18 protein-coding genes are annotated in these 14,909 nt (G+C 71.9%); all 18 read left to right on the forward strand.

Annotation, left to right across the window (positions count from 1 at the left end):
* Positions 1–14 precede the first annotated feature (14 nt).
* The 18 genes from OIE74_RS32415 to OIE74_RS32500 all read left to right on the forward strand — a co-directional run bounded on the left by OIE74_RS32415 (position 15) and on the right by OIE74_RS32500 (position 14,908).
* On the forward strand, positions 15–656 hold the full coding sequence (locus OIE74_RS32415) for a nicotinamide mononucleotide transporter family protein (RefSeq protein ID WP_329392528.1): 642 nt from the start codon (positions 15–17) through the stop codon (positions 654–656).
* A complete protein-coding gene (locus tag OIE74_RS32420) occupies positions 653–1,945 on the forward strand; it encodes a bifunctional 3,4-dihydroxy-2-butanone-4-phosphate synthase/GTP cyclohydrolase II (RefSeq protein ID WP_329390000.1) in 1,293 nt (430 codons plus the stop codon). The genes OIE74_RS32415 and OIE74_RS32420 overlap by 4 nt, the downstream gene beginning before the upstream one ends.
* A 49-nt stretch (positions 1,946–1,994) precedes the next feature.
* Entirely contained in the window at positions 1,995–2,480 is a 486-nt protein-coding gene (gene ribH / locus OIE74_RS32425) for a 6,7-dimethyl-8-ribityllumazine synthase (protein ID WP_329390002.1), read from the forward strand.
* A gap of 34 nt (positions 2,481–2,514) precedes the next feature.
* Positions 2,515–2,787, forward strand: coding sequence for a phosphoribosyl-ATP diphosphatase (locus OIE74_RS32430; RefSeq protein ID WP_329390004.1), 273 nt, complete (start codon positions 2,515–2,517; stop codon positions 2,785–2,787).
* Between the two features lie 138 nt (positions 2,788–2,925).
* Complete coding sequence (hisG, locus tag OIE74_RS32435; protein ID WP_329390006.1) at positions 2,926–3,774, forward strand: ATP phosphoribosyltransferase; 849 nt, start codon at positions 2,926–2,928, stop codon at positions 3,772–3,774.
* Between the two features lie 20 nt (positions 3,775–3,794).
* Complete coding sequence (locus tag OIE74_RS32440; RefSeq protein ID WP_329392529.1) at positions 3,795–4,343, forward strand: PH domain-containing protein; 549 nt, start codon at positions 3,795–3,797, stop codon at positions 4,341–4,343.
* Positions 4,344–4,525: 182 nt separating this feature from the next.
* Positions 4,526–6,010 (forward strand): hemolysin family protein, encoded by a 1,485-nt coding sequence (locus OIE74_RS32445; RefSeq protein WP_329390008.1) that lies wholly within the window; start codon positions 4,526–4,528, stop codon positions 6,008–6,010.
* Positions 6,007–7,095 (forward strand): hemolysin family protein, encoded by a 1,089-nt coding sequence (locus OIE74_RS32450; protein ID WP_329390010.1) that lies wholly within the window; start codon positions 6,007–6,009, stop codon positions 7,093–7,095. Before OIE74_RS32445 ends, OIE74_RS32450 begins: the two co-directional genes overlap by 4 nt.
* A gap of 245 nt (positions 7,096–7,340) precedes the next feature.
* Positions 7,341–8,183, forward strand: coding sequence for a sensor histidine kinase (locus OIE74_RS32455; RefSeq protein WP_329390013.1), 843 nt, complete (start codon positions 7,341–7,343; stop codon positions 8,181–8,183).
* Positions 8,180–8,842: a response regulator transcription factor gene (locus OIE74_RS32460; RefSeq protein ID WP_329390014.1), complete on the forward strand. Its 663-nt coding sequence runs from the start codon at positions 8,180–8,182 to the stop codon at positions 8,840–8,842. Before OIE74_RS32455 ends, OIE74_RS32460 begins: the two co-directional genes overlap by 4 nt.
* A 146-nt stretch (positions 8,843–8,988) precedes the next feature.
* Positions 8,989–9,111: a lasso RiPP family leader peptide-containing protein gene (locus tag OIE74_RS32465; protein WP_329390016.1), complete on the forward strand. Its 123-nt coding sequence runs from the start codon at positions 8,989–8,991 to the stop codon at positions 9,109–9,111.
* 166 nt (positions 9,112–9,277) lie between these two features.
* Positions 9,278–10,219: an ABC transporter ATP-binding protein gene (locus tag OIE74_RS32470; RefSeq protein WP_329390018.1), complete on the forward strand. Its 942-nt coding sequence runs from the start codon at positions 9,278–9,280 to the stop codon at positions 10,217–10,219.
* Positions 10,216–10,992 carry an ABC transporter permease subunit gene (locus OIE74_RS32475; protein ID WP_329390020.1) on the forward strand — a complete coding sequence of 259 codons (777 nt, stop codon included), beginning with the start codon at positions 10,216–10,218 and terminating at the stop codon, positions 10,990–10,992. The genes OIE74_RS32470 and OIE74_RS32475 overlap by 4 nt, the downstream gene beginning before the upstream one ends.
* A 145-nt stretch (positions 10,993–11,137) precedes the next feature.
* Positions 11,138–11,266 carry a lasso RiPP family leader peptide-containing protein gene (locus OIE74_RS32480; RefSeq protein ID WP_329390022.1) on the forward strand — a complete coding sequence of 43 codons (129 nt, stop codon included), beginning with the start codon at positions 11,138–11,140 and terminating at the stop codon, positions 11,264–11,266.
* Between the two features lie 147 nt (positions 11,267–11,413).
* Positions 11,414–13,246 (forward strand): asparagine synthase-related protein, encoded by a 1,833-nt coding sequence (locus OIE74_RS32485; RefSeq protein WP_329390024.1) that lies wholly within the window; start codon positions 11,414–11,416, stop codon positions 13,244–13,246.
* Positions 13,243–13,503 (forward strand): lasso peptide biosynthesis PqqD family chaperone, encoded by a 261-nt coding sequence (locus OIE74_RS32490; protein ID WP_329390026.1) that lies wholly within the window; start codon positions 13,243–13,245, stop codon positions 13,501–13,503. The genes OIE74_RS32485 and OIE74_RS32490 overlap by 4 nt, the downstream gene beginning before the upstream one ends.
* Positions 13,500–13,928 (forward strand): lasso peptide biosynthesis B2 protein, encoded by a 429-nt coding sequence (locus OIE74_RS32495; protein WP_329390028.1) that lies wholly within the window; start codon positions 13,500–13,502, stop codon positions 13,926–13,928. The genes OIE74_RS32490 and OIE74_RS32495 overlap by 4 nt, the downstream gene beginning before the upstream one ends.
* The gene (locus tag OIE74_RS32500) at positions 13,925–14,908 is read left to right on the forward strand and encodes an ATP-binding cassette domain-containing protein (RefSeq protein ID WP_329390030.1); all 984 of its coding nucleotides are present in this window, start codon (positions 13,925–13,927) and stop codon (positions 14,906–14,908) included. Before OIE74_RS32495 ends, OIE74_RS32500 begins: the two co-directional genes overlap by 4 nt.
* The last annotated feature ends 1 nt before the right edge of the window (position 14,909 follow it).

The following is a 14,909-nucleotide window of genomic DNA, read 5'->3' on the forward strand; positions in this document are numbered from 1 at the left end:
CCTCCTGGCCGGACATGTCGTGGCTGAACGCGGAGGCGTTCACCGCCTTCGGCCAGCACATCATCTGGTCCGACATGGTCGGCAACTCGATGGGTCTGGTCGCCCTCGTACTCGGCTGGCGGCGCTCGATCCTGACCTGGCCCGCGCAGCTGCTGGCCGGCGCCATCCTCGTCGCCGCGTACGCCTCCGCGCACCTCAGCGGCGGCGTCGGCAAGCAACTCCTCGTCATCGGCGTGGCGTTGTGGGGCTGGCGGATGTGGCAGCGCGGCCGGCAGACGGCCCAGGACGGCACGATCGCCGTACGGTTCGCCACCTGGCCCGAGCGGTGGCTGCTCCTCGGCGGTACGGCGCTGGGCACCCTCGCCGTCGGCGCCCTCTTCAGCGCCGTACCCGACCTGTCCTGGAACCCGTGGCCCGACGCGTACATCTTCGTCGGCACCCTCGCCGCGATGGTCGCGCAGGCGCGCGGTCTGGTCGAATTCTGGTTCGCCTGGCTCCTGGTGGACCTCGTCGGAGTACCGCTCGCCTTCAGCAGCGGGCTGGCCTTCTCCGGCCTCGTGTACGTCGTCTACCTCGGCCTCGTCCTGTGGGGGCTGCGGGACTGGTGGCTGCGCACCCGCGTGGCCGCCCCGGCTCTGGAAGGAGCGGCAGCATGACCGCACAGCCCACCTGGTACTCCACCGACAACATCGAGGACTTCGCCCTCGACCCCGTGGAGCGGGCCGTCATGGACATCGCGGCGGGCCGGCCCGTCGTGGTCGTCGACGACGAGGACCGCGAGAACGAGGGCGACCTCGTGATCGCCGCCGAGAAGGCGACCCCCGAGATCGTCGCCTTCATGATGAGCGAGTGCCGCGGACTGATCTGCGCCCCCATGGAGGGCGCGGAGCTGGACCGGCTCGAACTGCCGCAGATGGTCGACCACAACACCGAGTCGATGCGCACCGCGTTCACGGTCTCCGTCGACGCGGGACCGGACCACGGTGTCACGACCGGCATCTCGGCCGCCGACCGCGCCACCACGCTCCGTCTGCTCGCCGCCGGCGAGGCGGCCGGACCCGCCGACTTCGTCCGGCCCGGCCATGTCTTCCCGCTGCGCGCCAAGCCCGGCGGGGTGCTCGTACGCAACGGCCACACCGAGGCCGCGGTCGACCTCGCCCGGCTGGCGGGGCTGCGCCCGGCCGGGGCGATCGTCGAGATCGCGGGCGAGGACGGGGTGATGCTCCGGCTGCCCGAGCTGATCCCGTTCGCGCGCAAGCACGGCCTGACGATCATCTCCATCGAGGATCTGATCGCCCACCGGCTCGCCGCCGAGCCCACCGTGCGCCGCGAGGCCGAGGTCCGACTGCCCACGGCCTTCGGCGAGTTCACCGCGTACGGTTACCGGTCCACCGTCGACGGCGTCGAGCATGTCGCCCTCGTCCACGGTGACATCGGCGACGGCGCCGACGTCGTCGTCAGGGTCCACTCCGAGTGCCTGACCGGCGACATCTTCTCCTCCCAGCGCTGCGACTGCGGCCCCCAGCTCCAGGCATCGATGGAGCGCGTCACCGAGGCCGGCCGGGGCGTCGTCGTCTATCTGCGCGGCCACGAGGGGCGCGGCATCGGCCTGCTGTCCAAGCTGCGCGCGTACGAACTCCAGGAGCGCGGGCGCGACACCCTCGACGCCAACCTCGAACTCGGCCTGCCCGCCGACGCGCGCGACTACGCGGCCGGGGCGCGGATCCTCGAAGACCTCGGGGTGCGCAGCCTGCGGCTGATGACCAACAACCCCGACAAGGTGGACGCGTTGGTGCGGCACGGTCTCGACGTGATCGCGCGCGTGCCCATGCCCGTCCAGGCGGGGGAGCACAACCTCCGGTATCTGCGCACCAAGCGGGACCGGATGGGGCACGAACTGCCCTGGCTCGACCCGGCGGCAGGCTCGGCCTGCGGCAACCAGTGACCACCACGCGTACATCGGCACACCGGAACACCGGAACACCAGGAGAGACATGAGCGGCAAGGGTGCACCCGAACTGACCGTCCGCAACTGCGGCGACCTGCGGGTGGCGGTCATCGCGGCCCTGTGGCACGAACAGGTCATGGACGGACTCGTGGACGGCGCTCTGGGCGCCCTGCGTGACCTGGGCATCGACGAGCCGACCCTGATCAGGGTTCCCGGCAGCTTCGAGCTGCCCGTCGCCGCCAAGGTCCTCGCCGACCGCGGTTACGACGCGGTCGTCGCCCTCGGCGTCGTCATCCGCGGCGGGACCCCGCACTTCGACTACGTGTGCCAGGGCGTCACCCAGGGCCTGACCCAGGTCTCGATCGACACCGGCGTACCGGTCGGCTTCGGCGTGCTGACCTGCGACACCGAGGAGCAGGCCCTGGACAGGGCGGGACTTGAGTCCTCCCGCGAGGACAAGGGGCACGAGGCCGCCACCGCGGCCGTCGCCACGGCGGCCACCCTGCGCGCCCTCGCCGAACCCTGGCGCTGACGGCTGAGCCCGACCGCGTACGCTAGGCAGCACCATGCCGAAGAAGACGTTCGAGGAGCTCTTCGCCGAGCTTCAGCAGAAGGCCGCCACGGGCGACCCCAGCACCTCCCGCACCGCCGAACTGGTGGACAAGGGAGTGCATGCCATCGGTAAGAAGGTCGTCGAAGAGGCCGCCGAGGTGTGGATGGCGGCCGAGTACGAGGGGCCCGAAGCCACCGCCGAGGAGATCTCGCAGCTGCTCTACCACGTCCAGGTGATGATGGTCGCGCGCGGGATCTCCCTCGACGAGGTCTACTCCCATCTGTGAGCACCGCCCTCATCCGACGTACGACTTCCCACAACTCCACGGCGCCGGGCGCACGGTCGCGCCCGGATCCCGCCCGCCCGCCGTTCACCTCACGTTCCCCGTTCGCCGCTGTCACGCATCGTTAAGGAAGCCACTCTCATGCTGCGTATCGCCGTCCCCAACAAGGGTTCGCTCTCCGGGGCAGCGTCCGAGATGCTCCATGAGGCGGGCTACCAGCAGCGCAAGGAGTCCAAGGAACTCGTCCTGGTCGACCCCGGGAACGAGGTCGAGTTCTTCTACCTGCGCCCGCGTGACATCGCGATCTATGTGAGCTCCGGCCGTCTCGACATCGGCATCACCGGCCGTGACCTGCTGCTCGACTCGGGCGCGGGCGCCGAGGAGATCCTGCCGCTCGGCTTCGCCCGCTCCACCTTCCGCTTCGCCGCCAAGCCCGGCGCGGCCACGTCCGTCGCCGACTTCGGCGGGCTGACGATCGCCACCTCCTACGAAGGCGTCGTCGTCAAGTACCTCGCCGACAAGGGCGTCGACGCCTCCGTCGTCCACCTCGACGGCGCCGTCGAGACCGCGATCGAACTGGGCGTCGCGCAGATCATCGCCGACGTGGTGGAGACCGGCACGTCCATGCGGAACGCCGGCCTCGAAGTCATCGGCGAGCCGATCATGAAGTCCGAGGCGGTCGTCATCCGCCGCAACGGCGCGGACGCCGGCGACCCGAAGGTCCAGCAGTTCCTGCGCCGCCTCCAGGGCGTCCTGGTCGCCCGCTCGTACGTGATGATGGACTACGACTGCCGCGCCGAGCACCTGGAGCGCGCCGTCGCCCTCACGCCCGGCCTGGAGTCGCCCACCGTCTCCCCGCTGCACAACGAGGGCTGGGTCGCCGTCCGCGCGATGGTCCCGGCCGCCGAGGCGCAGCGGATCATGGACGATCTGTACGAGCTGGGTGCCCGCGCCATCCTCACCACGGCCATCCACGCCTGCCGCCTGTGAAGGACTCATCTCCGATGCCCGTGCCGGCCCCCCGCCCCACGCCCCCCGACCTGCCGGCGCTCCCCGTGACGCTCCGCCCGAACGTCACCAGGGCCGTCCTGCTGTCCGTCGGGACGGTCATGCTCCTCGTCATCACCGCGATGTCCCTGCTGCTGGAGAAGCTGAACCCGGCCGAGCGTGTCAGCTTCATCTTCGTGGGACTGATCTTCTTCGGTGTGCTGTGCCTGCTGAGCCGCCCCAAGGTCGTCGCCGACGACACGGGCGTCACCGTCGTCAATCTCACCCGCGTCCGGCGGCTGGAGTGGGCGGAGATCCTGCGCGTCAACCTCCGGGTGGGCGACCCGTGGGTCTTCCTCGACCTGAGCGACGGCACCAGCATGCCCGTGCTCGGCATCCAGCCGGGTGTCGCGAGGCAGAAGGCCGTACGCGACGCGCGGACCCTGCGCGCCCTGGCCGAGTCGCACGGCACCGGCACGGACACGACGCCCGGTGCCGGTGCCGGCGACGCCCGTACGGAGACCACGACCGACGCCGGCACGGACACGGCCACGGATGCAGGTCCCGCGTGAACATTGCGGTGCCGGTCCCAGTGGCTACGCTGGGGGCGGCGGCGCCAGGTGCGCCCCGCCCCGCATCCGACGGCCGTGAGTACCGGCCCGCGGGGCATCCTGCGACCCGAGGAGTGACTCCCTCCAGCAATGGACGGATCATCCGGTAGTACATGCGCCGCCGCCTTCGAAGAGGCGGCGGCATGACCATCCCCCTGCTGCTGCTCACCGCGGCATTCCTTCTCATCCTCGCCAACGGGTTCTTCGTGGCGGCCGAGTTCGGTCTCGTGACCGTGGACCGGCCGGACGCCGAACGTGCCGCCGCCGCGGGCGACCGCCGCGCCCGCGCCGTCGTCCGGGCCCTGCGGGAGCTGTCGTTCCAGCTCTCCGGCACCCAGCTCGGCATCACCATCACCTCACTCGTCGTCGGCATGCTGGCCGAGCCCGCGCTCGCCCAGCTGCTCGACGGCCCTCTCACCGCGACCGGTCTCCCCGAAGGGGCCGTGTCCGGGGTCGCCGTGGTGACCGGAGTGCTTCTCGCCTCCGCCGTCCAGATGGTCATCGGAGAACTCGTACCGAAGAACTGGGCGGTCTCCCGGCCGTTGCAGGTCGCCCGCTTCGTCGCCGGCCCGCAGCATCTGTTCGCCACCGTCTTCCGGCCCGTCATCACCCTGCTCAACACGGTGGCCAACCGGCTGGTGCGGCTGCTCGGCGTCGAGCCGACCGAGGAACTGGCCTCGGCCCGTACACCCGGTGAGCTGGTCTCGCTGGCCAGACACTCCGCGCTGGCCGGCGCCCTCGAACAGGACACGGCCGACCTGTTCGTACGGACCCTGTCCCTCGGGCATCTCACGGCCCAGCACGTGATGACCCCCCGGGTGAAGGTCATAGCCCTCCAGTCGGACGCCACCGCGGCCGACGTGCTCAACCTGACCCGCGCCACCGGCCTGTCGCGCTTCCCCGTCTACCGGGAGCGCATCGACGAGATCGTCGGCATGGCCCACCTCAAGGACGCGCTGGCCGTCCCCGCGCACGAGCGGGGACGCGCGCCGGTCGGCCGGATCTCCGTGCCGGCCCAGCTCGTGCCCGAGACACTGCCGGTCCGGCAGCTGCTGGAGCGGCTGCGCAGCGAGCAGCCGATCGCCGTGGTCGTCGACGAGTACGGCGGTACGGCCGGGGTCGTCACCCTTGAGGACATCGTCGAGGAACTGGTCGGCGAGGTCCTGGACGAGCACGACAGCGAGGGCGACGGGCGGCCCGAACTCGCCGCCGTCACCACCGACGACGGGCGCCCCACCTGGGACGCCGAGGGCAGCTGCCGGGTCCTCACCCTCCGGCGGATAGGACTTGAGGTCCCGGACGGGCCGTACGAGACGGTGGCCGGTCTGGTCGCCGATCTGCTGGGCCGTATCCCCGCCCCCGGCGACCGCGCGGAGCTGCCCGGCTGGCGACTCTCGGTCCGGCAGGTCGGGCGCTACCGGGCCGAGCGTGTCCGGCTGGTGCGCACCGGCGACGTCCCGGCATCGGCCGTCGTACAGGCCGCGCGGCAGGCGCCGGACAGGATCACGGTCAGGGCCACGGCGACCGCACCGGCCACGGCGCCCCCACCGACACAGCCGCCGGCGGAGACGCCGACGTCCGCGTCCACCACCGCGCCCGCCACGGCCACGGCGGAGGCGGCCCGGTGAGCGTCCTCCAACTCCTCTTCGCCGTCCTGCTCGTCCTGGCCAACGGGTTCTTCGTAGGAGCCGAGTTCGCGCTCGTCTCCGTACGGCGCAGCCAGATCGAACCCCTGGCCGCCGCGGGATCGGCACGCGCCAGACAGGTGCTGCACGGTCTGGAGAATCTGCCGCAGATGATGGCCGCCGCGCAGTTCGGCATCACCATCTGCTCCCTGACGCTCGGCGCGGTCGCCGAGCCCACCGTGGCCCATCTCCTCGAACCGCTCTTCCACGCGGCTCATGTGCCCGAGGGCCTCATCCATCCGCTGGGCTTCTTCATCGCCCTCGCCCTGGTCGTCTTCCTGCACCTCGTCATCGGCGAGATGGTGCCGAAGAACCTCGCCATGGCGGCGCCGGAGAAGACCGCGATCTGGTTCAGCCCCGGTCTCGTCGGCTTCGCCCGTCTCTGCCGCCCCGTCACCGCGGCCCTCGGCGCCTGCGCCACGCTGGTCCTGCGGGCCTTCGGCGTCGAGCCCAAGGACGAGGTGGAGGCCGTCTTCACCAGCGAGCAGCTCAACCGTCTCGTGGCGGACTCCGGTGACGCCGGCCTCCTCGAACCGGAGGAGCGGGAGCGGCTGGGGGACGCCCTGGAGCTCGGCTCCCGGCCGGTCACCGACGTTCTGCTCACCCGGGCCGGGCTGGTGACCGTCACACCCTCCGTCACGCCCCGCGAGATCGAGGAGCTGACGGTGCGCACCGGTTTCTCCCGCTTCCCGGTCTGCGCCGACAGCGCGGGGGTCTTCATGGGCTACCTGCATGTCAAGGACGTCCTCGATCTGGAGGACAGGGAGCGCGCCGTACCGCAGCACGTCTGGCGGCCGATGACCACCCTGCGGGCCGAACTGCCGCTGGACGACGCCCTCACCGTCATGCGCCGGGCCGCCACCCACCTCGCCCAGGTCGCCGACGCGACCGGCCGGGTGCTGGGCCTCGTCGCCCTGGAGGACGTACTGGAAATGCTCGTCGGCGAGGTACGCGACCCGTCCCACCGGCAGCTGACACGGCCGGGCCACCAGCGCACCGACCAGGCCGGGCAGGCTCTCGCGCGCTGAGCCCGCCACCGCCGGAGGGGCCGAAACCGGTCCCTCCGGCAGGTCGCGGACGGCCGGTTTTCGGCCCCCATCAACGGGTCAACTCCTCGTATGTTCAAACACATGCTGAATCAACGGGGCATGCGTGACAGAACGAAACACGACCTGACCAAATTGTGTGACACGAGTGGAATGTGCAAGACGAGTGGGGGAAGTCCGCGCGTACCGTCTTCGTACGGGCGCTGTCCGGCCATCGGCGGGCTGGGATGAGGTGGTCACTTCGCGGCTGGGTGTCCCTGACGGTCGTCTTCCTTCTCTTTCTCCTCCTGGTGCTGCCGTGGCCCAAGGCTCTCGGCCTCTCCGTGGCCATCGGCAGCCTCTCCGCCCTCGCGCCGCTGCTCGTCTGGGCCGCCAGACAGCGGCTCGGGCGGCGGCCGAGGGCGGCGGCGTTCCCACGGGTGCGGTTCACCGAGCAGTTGGTGGCCGTCCGTGAGCAGGAACGCCACCGGATACGACGTGATCTGCACGACGGTCTCGGTCCGAGCCTCGCCGGGATCCGGCTCCGTCTGGACACCGCGGCGGGGGCCGTCCACGAGTCGTCGGCCCGCCGCCTGATCCTGGACGCCGCCGACGAGGCCTCGCGCACCATGGACGACGTGCGGCGCATCATCGACGATCTGCGGCCCCCGGACCTCGACGACGTGGGCCTGCCGAGCGCGCTGCGGAACCTGGTGGACCGGGTCGGCACGGAGACCACGCTGCGCGTCGACTGCGTTCTGCCGGAGCCGGGCACGTACCGGCGGCCCGGCTACACCACGGAACTGGCCGCCTACCGGATCGCCTCCGAAGCGCTGACGAACGTCATCCGGCACGCCGCGGCCGGCACCGTCATCGTCTCCCTGGACGTCCACGGGGACCGTCTCGTCCTCCAGGTGCTGGACGACGGCATCGGCCTGCCACCCGGCCACGCGACGGGTGGCCGCAGGGTCGGGCTGAACTCGATGGCGCAGCGCGCCGAGGAGGTCGGGGGCCGCTGTCTGCTGCTGCCGCACCCCCGGGGTCCTTCGGGGACGCTCGTGCATGTGCTCCTTCCCCGGAACCCGGTATGAACGTCCGGGTGTTCCTCGTGGACGACCATCCGATGTTCCGGGCCGGTGTCCGGATCGCGCTGGCGGACAACGACGGCCTGGAGGTCGTCGGAGAGGCCGCCACGGGCGAGGAGGCCGTTCAGGCGCTGCTGGGCAGGAAGGTCACCGCGGACATCGTCCTGATGGACATGCAGCTCCCGGGGTGCTCGGGCACCGAGGCGACCCGGACGATCGTCGACGGCTTCCCGCCGGGGGCCGCCGTGCCCCGCATCCTGGTGATGTCGGTGGCGGCGGACGACGACGCGGTGGTCTCGGCGCTGCGCGCCGGTGCCTACGGCTATCTGGTCAAGGGGGCGCCACGGGAGGAGCTGATACGGGCCGTACGCACCGTCGCGGTCGGGGGAGCCGTGTTCAGCCCGGCGGTGGCGGCCCGGCTCGGTGCCTACTTCTCGGCGGTGCACGAGCTGCCGAGCCGCGCCGCCTTTCCCCATCTCACCGACCGCGAACGGGAGGTGCTCGACCTCCTCGCGAGGGGGTTCAACAACCGGCGTATCGCCCGGGAGTTGGTGCTCTCCGAGAAGACGGTGCGCAACCATGTGTCCCATATCTTCGCCAAGTTGCAGGTCAGCGACCGGGCGGAGGCGGCCGTACGGGCGCGTGACGCGGGCCTCGGCGGCTGAACCCCGGCGGCCGGGACCCGGAAGGGTGCGGTGACCCAGGAACCCGGGACCACGGGCCTCCTACGGTGGCGGGGACCGGGGGCGGTGTCCGGCCGGTGGGCCGGACACCGCCTCACCAGCACATCCGAATGGGACGGTGACCTCAGATGGCCGATCATGACGAATACGAGACCCCCGCTCTGGTCGAGCTCGGTGACTTCGCCGAGCTGACCCTGGGCTGGGACAGCGCGTGCGAGGACATCTTCGGCGGCGGTGCCTGGGCCTGCTGACGGTCCGGCGGAGCCGAACGGCGGCGGAGGTCTTCCCTCCGCCGCCGTTTCGCGTTCCCGGGGCCCGCCCCGCTCCGCCGGGCGGTGCCGCCGGGCGGCCTCGGTCCCGGGGATGACATTCTCCGGCCCGATGTGCCGTCACGCGCTCCACGAGAGCGTGACGGACATGATCGAGGTTGAAGAACTGACGAAACGTTACGGGGACACGGTCGCCGTCGACGGTCTGAGCTTCCGGGTCGGACCCGGGCACGTGACCGGATTCCTCGGGCCCAACGGCGCCGGCAAGTCCACCACCATGCGCAGCCTGCTCGGCCTGGACCGGCCCACCTCCGGCCGGGCCCTCATCGACGGCCGGCCCTACCGGGACATCCCCCGGCCGCTGTGCTCCGTCGGCGCGCTGCTGGAGGCCAGAGGGCTGCACGGCAGCCGGACGGCGTACGGGCATCTGCTCGGGCTCGCGCGCAGCAACCGCATCCCACGCGCCCGGGTGCGTGAGGTCATCGGCATGACAGGGCTGGACGACGCGGCGGACAAGCGGACGGGCGGCTTCTCGCTGGGCATGGCGCAGCGCCTCGGCGTCGCGGCGGCGCTGCTCGGCGATCCTTCCGTCCTGCTCCTCGACGAACCGGTCAACGGCCTTGATCCGGAGGGCATCCTGTGGATCCGGGGGCTCATGAAGCGGCTCGCGGCCGAGGGCCGCACGGTCTTCGTCTCCAGCCATCTGATGAGCGAGATGGCGCTGACCGCCGAGCATCTGATCGTCATCGGGCGGGGCCGGCTGCTCGCCGACACCGACGTGGAGACCTTCATCGCGCGCAACTCCCGTTCGTACATCAGGATCCGCACCCCCGAGCGGGAGCGGATGAGGGACGTACTCGCCACGGCGGGCGTCATGACGGGGGAGGGACCCGACGGGACGCTGGAGGCATCCGGGGTCTCCCTGGAGACGGTGGGCGAGCTGATCGCCGCGAACGGGGTGGTCGTTCACGAGGTCAGCCCCCAGACGGCCTCACTGGAGGAGGCGTTCATGCGACTGACGGCGGACGCGGTGGAGTTCCGGGCGGACAGCGGGACCCCGGCGCCCCTGGCCGAGGAGGAGTCCCGGTGAGTACGGCATCCGCGCGGGCGGCCGTCGCCTTCGAATGGACCAAGGTCCGCACCCTGCGCCAACTGGTGTGGAGCTGGGTCCTCTGCCTTCTCCTCAGCGTCGCGATCGCGCTGCTCTTCGGGGTCTTCCTGAGGGGCGCGTACGACGACATGAGCGCGGAGGGCAAGGCGTCCTTCGACCCGATCGGCTCGGGTTTCAACGGGCTGCGGCTCAGCATGATCGCCCTCGTCGTCTTCGGTGTGCTCATGGTCAGCACCGAGTACACGACGGGCACCATCCGTGCCTCGCTCGCCGCGGTGCCCCGGCGCGGGCTCTTCTACGCGGCGAAGGTGCTGACCGGTACGGCGCTCGCGCTGGGCGTCTCCGTCGTCGTGGTGGTGGTCACGTTCTTCACCGCGCAGGCGGCGATCGGCAGCCGGCTCAACGTGTCCGTGACCGACGACGGGGCGCTCCGCGCGATCGTGGGCTCGGTCATCTACATGACGCTGCTCTGCGCCTTCTCCATGGGGCTGGCGACGGTCCTGCGCAGCCCCTCGCTGACGCTGGGCATTCTGGTCCCGCTGTTCTTCATCGTGTCGGAGATCCTGAACAACCTGCCGAAGGTGAAGACGGTCGCGCAGTTCCTGCCCGACGCCGCCGGCGGGATCGTCCTGCGTACGACGCCGCCGGACGACACCGTGCTCGGCCCCTGGAGCGGACTGCTGGTGCTGCTGGCCTGGACCGTGCTGTCGGTGCTCGCGGGCCTCGTGGCCATCAGGCGGCGCGACGCCTGACGGCCACCGGGCGCGGGACGCGGACGGGACCTCGTGCCCAGGAGCCCGGGACCGCGGGCCGCCTACGTTGAGGGCGCTCGGGGGAGCGGTGACCCGCCCTGCGGGAGACCGCTCCCAACACCCGCGACACCAAGGATGGTGGGACATGACCGCACATGAGGAGATCTACGAGCCGCCGCTGCTCGTCGAGGTCGGTGACTTCGAGGAGCTGACGCTGGGGCTCGGCCCCGCGGACTGCCAGGACGTCTTCACCGGAGACGCCTGGTTCTGCTGAGCGTGCGGCACCCGGCCGCGCGATCGGTTCCACGCGGCTGAGGCGGCGGTGCGGACCCACCGTGACACACGGGTCCGCACCGCCGCTCTTCCCGCTCCCGCCACTCCCCGTCCACCGCGGGGGAGTCCGTACTCCGGAGAAGGGCACATGGAGTTTCTGATCCTTCCTGACTGCCGGTCCGCCGAGCCCGTCGTCCGGGCCACCGCACGCCCCGGCCTCCGCGTCGTCCCGCACGCGTCGGGCCGCCCCTGGCTGGTGGGGGACTGGGACGACGGGCAGTGCACCCTCATCACGTCCGGGACCCGGTCGCTCGCGCTGCTTGGGCACACCCGCGCCGACGCCGGGGCCGCCACCAGGGCGCTGCGCGGGGCGAGTACGCCGGACGGTCTCGACGCCCTGGCGCGGAGTCTGCCGGGCAGTTTCCATCTGGCGGCCTCCTTCGACGGACGGACCCGTACGCAGGGATCCCTGTCCACCGCCCGCCAGGTCTTCCACACCACGGTCCACGGCGTGACGGTAGCGGCGGACAGTCCCGCCGGCCTCGTCACGCTGACCGGTGCGCGCATCGACGACGACGCCCTGGCCCTTCAGCTGCTCCAGCCGATCCCGCACCCGCTGACGTCCCGTCCGCTCTGGCAGGGCGTCGAGTCCCTGGGCGTCGGCCACTGGCTGGAGGTCCTGCCGGACGGCACCCACCGCTCCAGGCACTGGTGGTCGCCGCCGACCGCCGACGTTCCTCTCTCGGATGCGGCCGGGACGATACGCGACGCGCTGGCCGGCTCCGTCGCGGCCCGCGCCAACGGCCAGGACGTCCTCAGCGCCGACCTCTCCGGAGGGCTCGACTCCACGAGCCTCTGTTTCCTGGCCGCCGCCTCGGACATCCCCCTGGTCACCAACCACTGGAAGCCCAGGGACGAGGCCAACGCCGACACCGAGTGGGCCCGCATCGCCGCCGCGTCCCTGCCCTCCGCCAGACACCGGTTCGTCGAGACGAAGGACGCGCCCGACTGGTACGACGCGCAGGCGCGGCGGGCCGCCGGCCGCGACGACGTGGAGGGCCCGCTCCTGTTCAGCCGCAACCGCGCGCACATGGAACAGCTGGCACAGGACGCCGCCGGCGACGGCGCTGCGGTCCATCTCATCGGGCTCGGCGGCGACGAACTGTTCGGCGTCGCCCCGCTGTTCGCCTGGTCGCTGATCCGCCGAAATCCGCTGCTCGGCATCCGGATGGCCCACCGGTTCGGCGCGGTCAACCGATGGAGCCTGGCCACGACGGTGCGCAGCGTCGCCGACCGCACCTCGTTCGCGCACTCGCTGGACCTGGCGGCCCGGCAGCTCGACGCCCCGCAGCCGCCCCGGTTCCACCCGCCCGTGAGCTGGGGCCGCGGCGACCCGCGGATGCCCCCCTGGGTGACGCGTGACGCGGTCGAGTCCGTACGGCGCAGGCTCCGCGAGGCGGCGGCGGCACAACCGCCACCGCTGGACCGCGACCGGGTGCAGCACCAGACCGTCGAGGTCGTGGTCCAGAGCGGGCACGGGGCTCGCCAGCTCAGCCGTGCGCTACGGCCCTACGGGGTCGAGTTCGAGGCCCCGTTCCTCGACGACCGGGTACTGGAGGCCGCGCTCTCGGTGCGGGTCAGGGACCGCGTCGTACCGGGGAAGTACAAGCCGGTGCTCGTGGCGTCCATGCGGGGCACGGTGCCCGACGCGGTGCTCGACCGCCGCGACAAGGGCTCGTTCGGCAGGGAGGCGTACGAGGGCCTCTACCGCAACCGCGAGCGGCTCGCCGGGCTCTGCGCGGATCTGCGCCTCGCCGACCGGGGCCTGGTCGACGCCGACGCCCTGCGCACCGCGCTGCTCAGTCCCGTGCCCGACGTCCGCGGCCTCGGCCCGTTCGAGACCACCCTGTCCTGCGAGACCTGGCTGCGTTCCCCCAGTTCCACCCCGCACATCCCCGCACCGGCAGGAGGAGTCCGATGACGTACCGGCTTCAGCCCGATGTCGTGGTCAAGGACGTCGAGGACGGCGCGGTCCTGCTCGACCAGCGCGACGGCCGCTACTGGCAGCTCAACCGGACCGGCGCCGCCGTACTGCGGCTGGCACTCGAAGGCAGGTCGCCCGAGGAGACCACCGAGGCCCTGGCCGCCGGGCGCGCGGACCGCGCGGAGCGCGTCGGGTCCGATGTCCGGGCGCTGCTGGGCGCGTTGGCCGAAGCCCGGCTGGTGGTACGCGCATGAGCATGCCCGTGGTCTCGGAGAGCCGGTCGCCGCTGGTCTGGCACCGGCACATCACGGCCCGCTGCGCGGTCGTCGCGGCACGGGCCCTGGTACGTATGCCCCCCAAACGGCTGCGCCGTTTCCTGGAGGTGACGGCGCGCGGCACCCGGCCCGCCACGGCGGCGCAGGCGCTCGCCGCGCGGACCGCCGTCGTATCGGTCAGCGCGCGCTGCGCCGGGCAGGGCTGCCTCCAGCGGTCGGTTGCCACGGTGCTGCTGTGCCGGCTGCGCGGCCGGTGGCCCGACTGGTGCACCGGCATCCGCACCCAGCCGTTCCGGGCCCACGCGTGGGTCGAGGCGGAGGGCGGCGCGGTCGGCGAGCCCGGGGACACCTCGCTCTACCACACGATGGTCAGCGTCCGCTGCCCCGCCGGGCGGCCCCGGTGAGCGCGGCGGCGGGCGGCGAAGCCGCGGTCCTGACCCGGGGCCTGCGCAAGACGTACGGGACGAGTGAGGCGGTCGTCGACCTGGACCTGACCGTGCCGGCCGGGGAGATGTACGGCTTCCTCGGCCCCAACGGGGCGGGCAAGAGCACCACCATCGGCATGCTCTGCACCCTGCTCAGGCCCTCCGCGGGCGAGGCACGGGTCGCCGGTCACGACGTGGCGAAGGAACCCGCCGAGGTGCGCGCCAGGATCGGACTGGTCTTCCAGGAATCCACGCTCGACGGCGAACTGACCGCCAGGGAGAACCTGCGGTTCCAGGCCGAGCTGTTCGGCATCCCCCGCGCGCGGGCCCGGAAGACCATCGGCGACCTGCTCGAACTCGTGGAACTCGCCCACCGCGCGGACAGCCCCGTACGGACCTTCTCCGGCGGGATGCGACGCCGGCTGGAGATCGCACGAGGGCTGCTCCACACCCCGCGCGTGCTGTTCCTGGACGAACCCACCACGGGCCTGGACCCGCAGACCCGCGTCGCGATCTGGGACCATCTGCACCGGCTGAGGCGCGAGCAGGACATCACCGTCTTCCTGACGACCCATCACCTGGAAGAGGCCGAGCACTGCGACCGGATCGCCATCATGGACAACGGCGAACTGGTCGTCGAGGGCGACCCCGCAGGACTCAAGGCGGTCGTCGGCGCGGATCTGGTGACCCTGCGCACCGGTGACGACGAGGCCGCGGCCCGTGCCGTGCGCGAGCGGTTCGGCCTGGACACCGACACGGGCCCGGACGGGGTACGCCTCAGGGCCCCCGACGGCGCCGCCTTCGTCCCCCGGCTCTGCGCCGAACTGTCCGTCCCCGTCCACTCGGTGACCGTCACCCCGCCCTCGCTGGACGACGCGTTCCTCCACTACACAGGCCGCACCATCCGGGAGGCCGACAACGCCACCACCGGACCGGCCGCCTTCGGACCGAGGAGGTAAC

Source organism: Streptomyces sp. NBC_01716, from assembly GCF_036248275.1.
Lineage (GTDB): Bacteria > Actinomycetota > Actinomycetes > Streptomycetales > Streptomycetaceae > Streptomyces.

Coding starts and splice junctions, on each gene's coding strand:
- ribH (WP_329390002.1), top strand. CDS start 1,995: ATGAGCGGCAAGGGTGCACCCGAACTGACCGTCCGCAACTGCGGCGAC.
- OIE74_RS32420 (WP_329390000.1), top strand. CDS start 653: ATGACCGCACAGCCCACCTGGTACTCCACCGACAACATCGAGGACTTC.
- OIE74_RS32465 (WP_329390016.1), top strand. CDS start 8,989: ATGGCCGATCATGACGAATACGAGACCCCCGCTCTGGTCGAGCTCGGT.
- OIE74_RS32460 (WP_329390014.1), top strand. CDS start 8,180: ATGAACGTCCGGGTGTTCCTCGTGGACGACCATCCGATGTTCCGGGCC.
- hisG (WP_329390006.1), top strand. CDS start 2,926: ATGCTGCGTATCGCCGTCCCCAACAAGGGTTCGCTCTCCGGGGCAGCG.
- OIE74_RS32455 (WP_329390013.1), top strand. CDS start 7,341: ATGAGGTGGTCACTTCGCGGCTGGGTGTCCCTGACGGTCGTCTTCCTT.
- OIE74_RS32445 (WP_329390008.1), top strand. CDS start 4,526: ATGACCATCCCCCTGCTGCTGCTCACCGCGGCATTCCTTCTCATCCTC.
- OIE74_RS32480 (WP_329390022.1), top strand. CDS start 11,138: ATGACCGCACATGAGGAGATCTACGAGCCGCCGCTGCTCGTCGAGGTC.
- OIE74_RS32470 (WP_329390018.1), top strand. CDS start 9,278: ATGATCGAGGTTGAAGAACTGACGAAACGTTACGGGGACACGGTCGCC.
- OIE74_RS32415 (WP_329392528.1), top strand. CDS start 15: ATGTCGTGGCTGAACGCGGAGGCGTTCACCGCCTTCGGCCAGCACATC.
- OIE74_RS32495 (WP_329390028.1), top strand. CDS start 13,500: ATGAGCATGCCCGTGGTCTCGGAGAGCCGGTCGCCGCTGGTCTGGCAC.
- OIE74_RS32490 (WP_329390026.1), top strand. CDS start 13,243: ATGACGTACCGGCTTCAGCCCGATGTCGTGGTCAAGGACGTCGAGGAC.
- OIE74_RS32485 (WP_329390024.1), top strand. CDS start 11,414: ATGGAGTTTCTGATCCTTCCTGACTGCCGGTCCGCCGAGCCCGTCGTC.
- OIE74_RS32430 (WP_329390004.1), top strand. CDS start 2,515: ATGCCGAAGAAGACGTTCGAGGAGCTCTTCGCCGAGCTTCAGCAGAAG.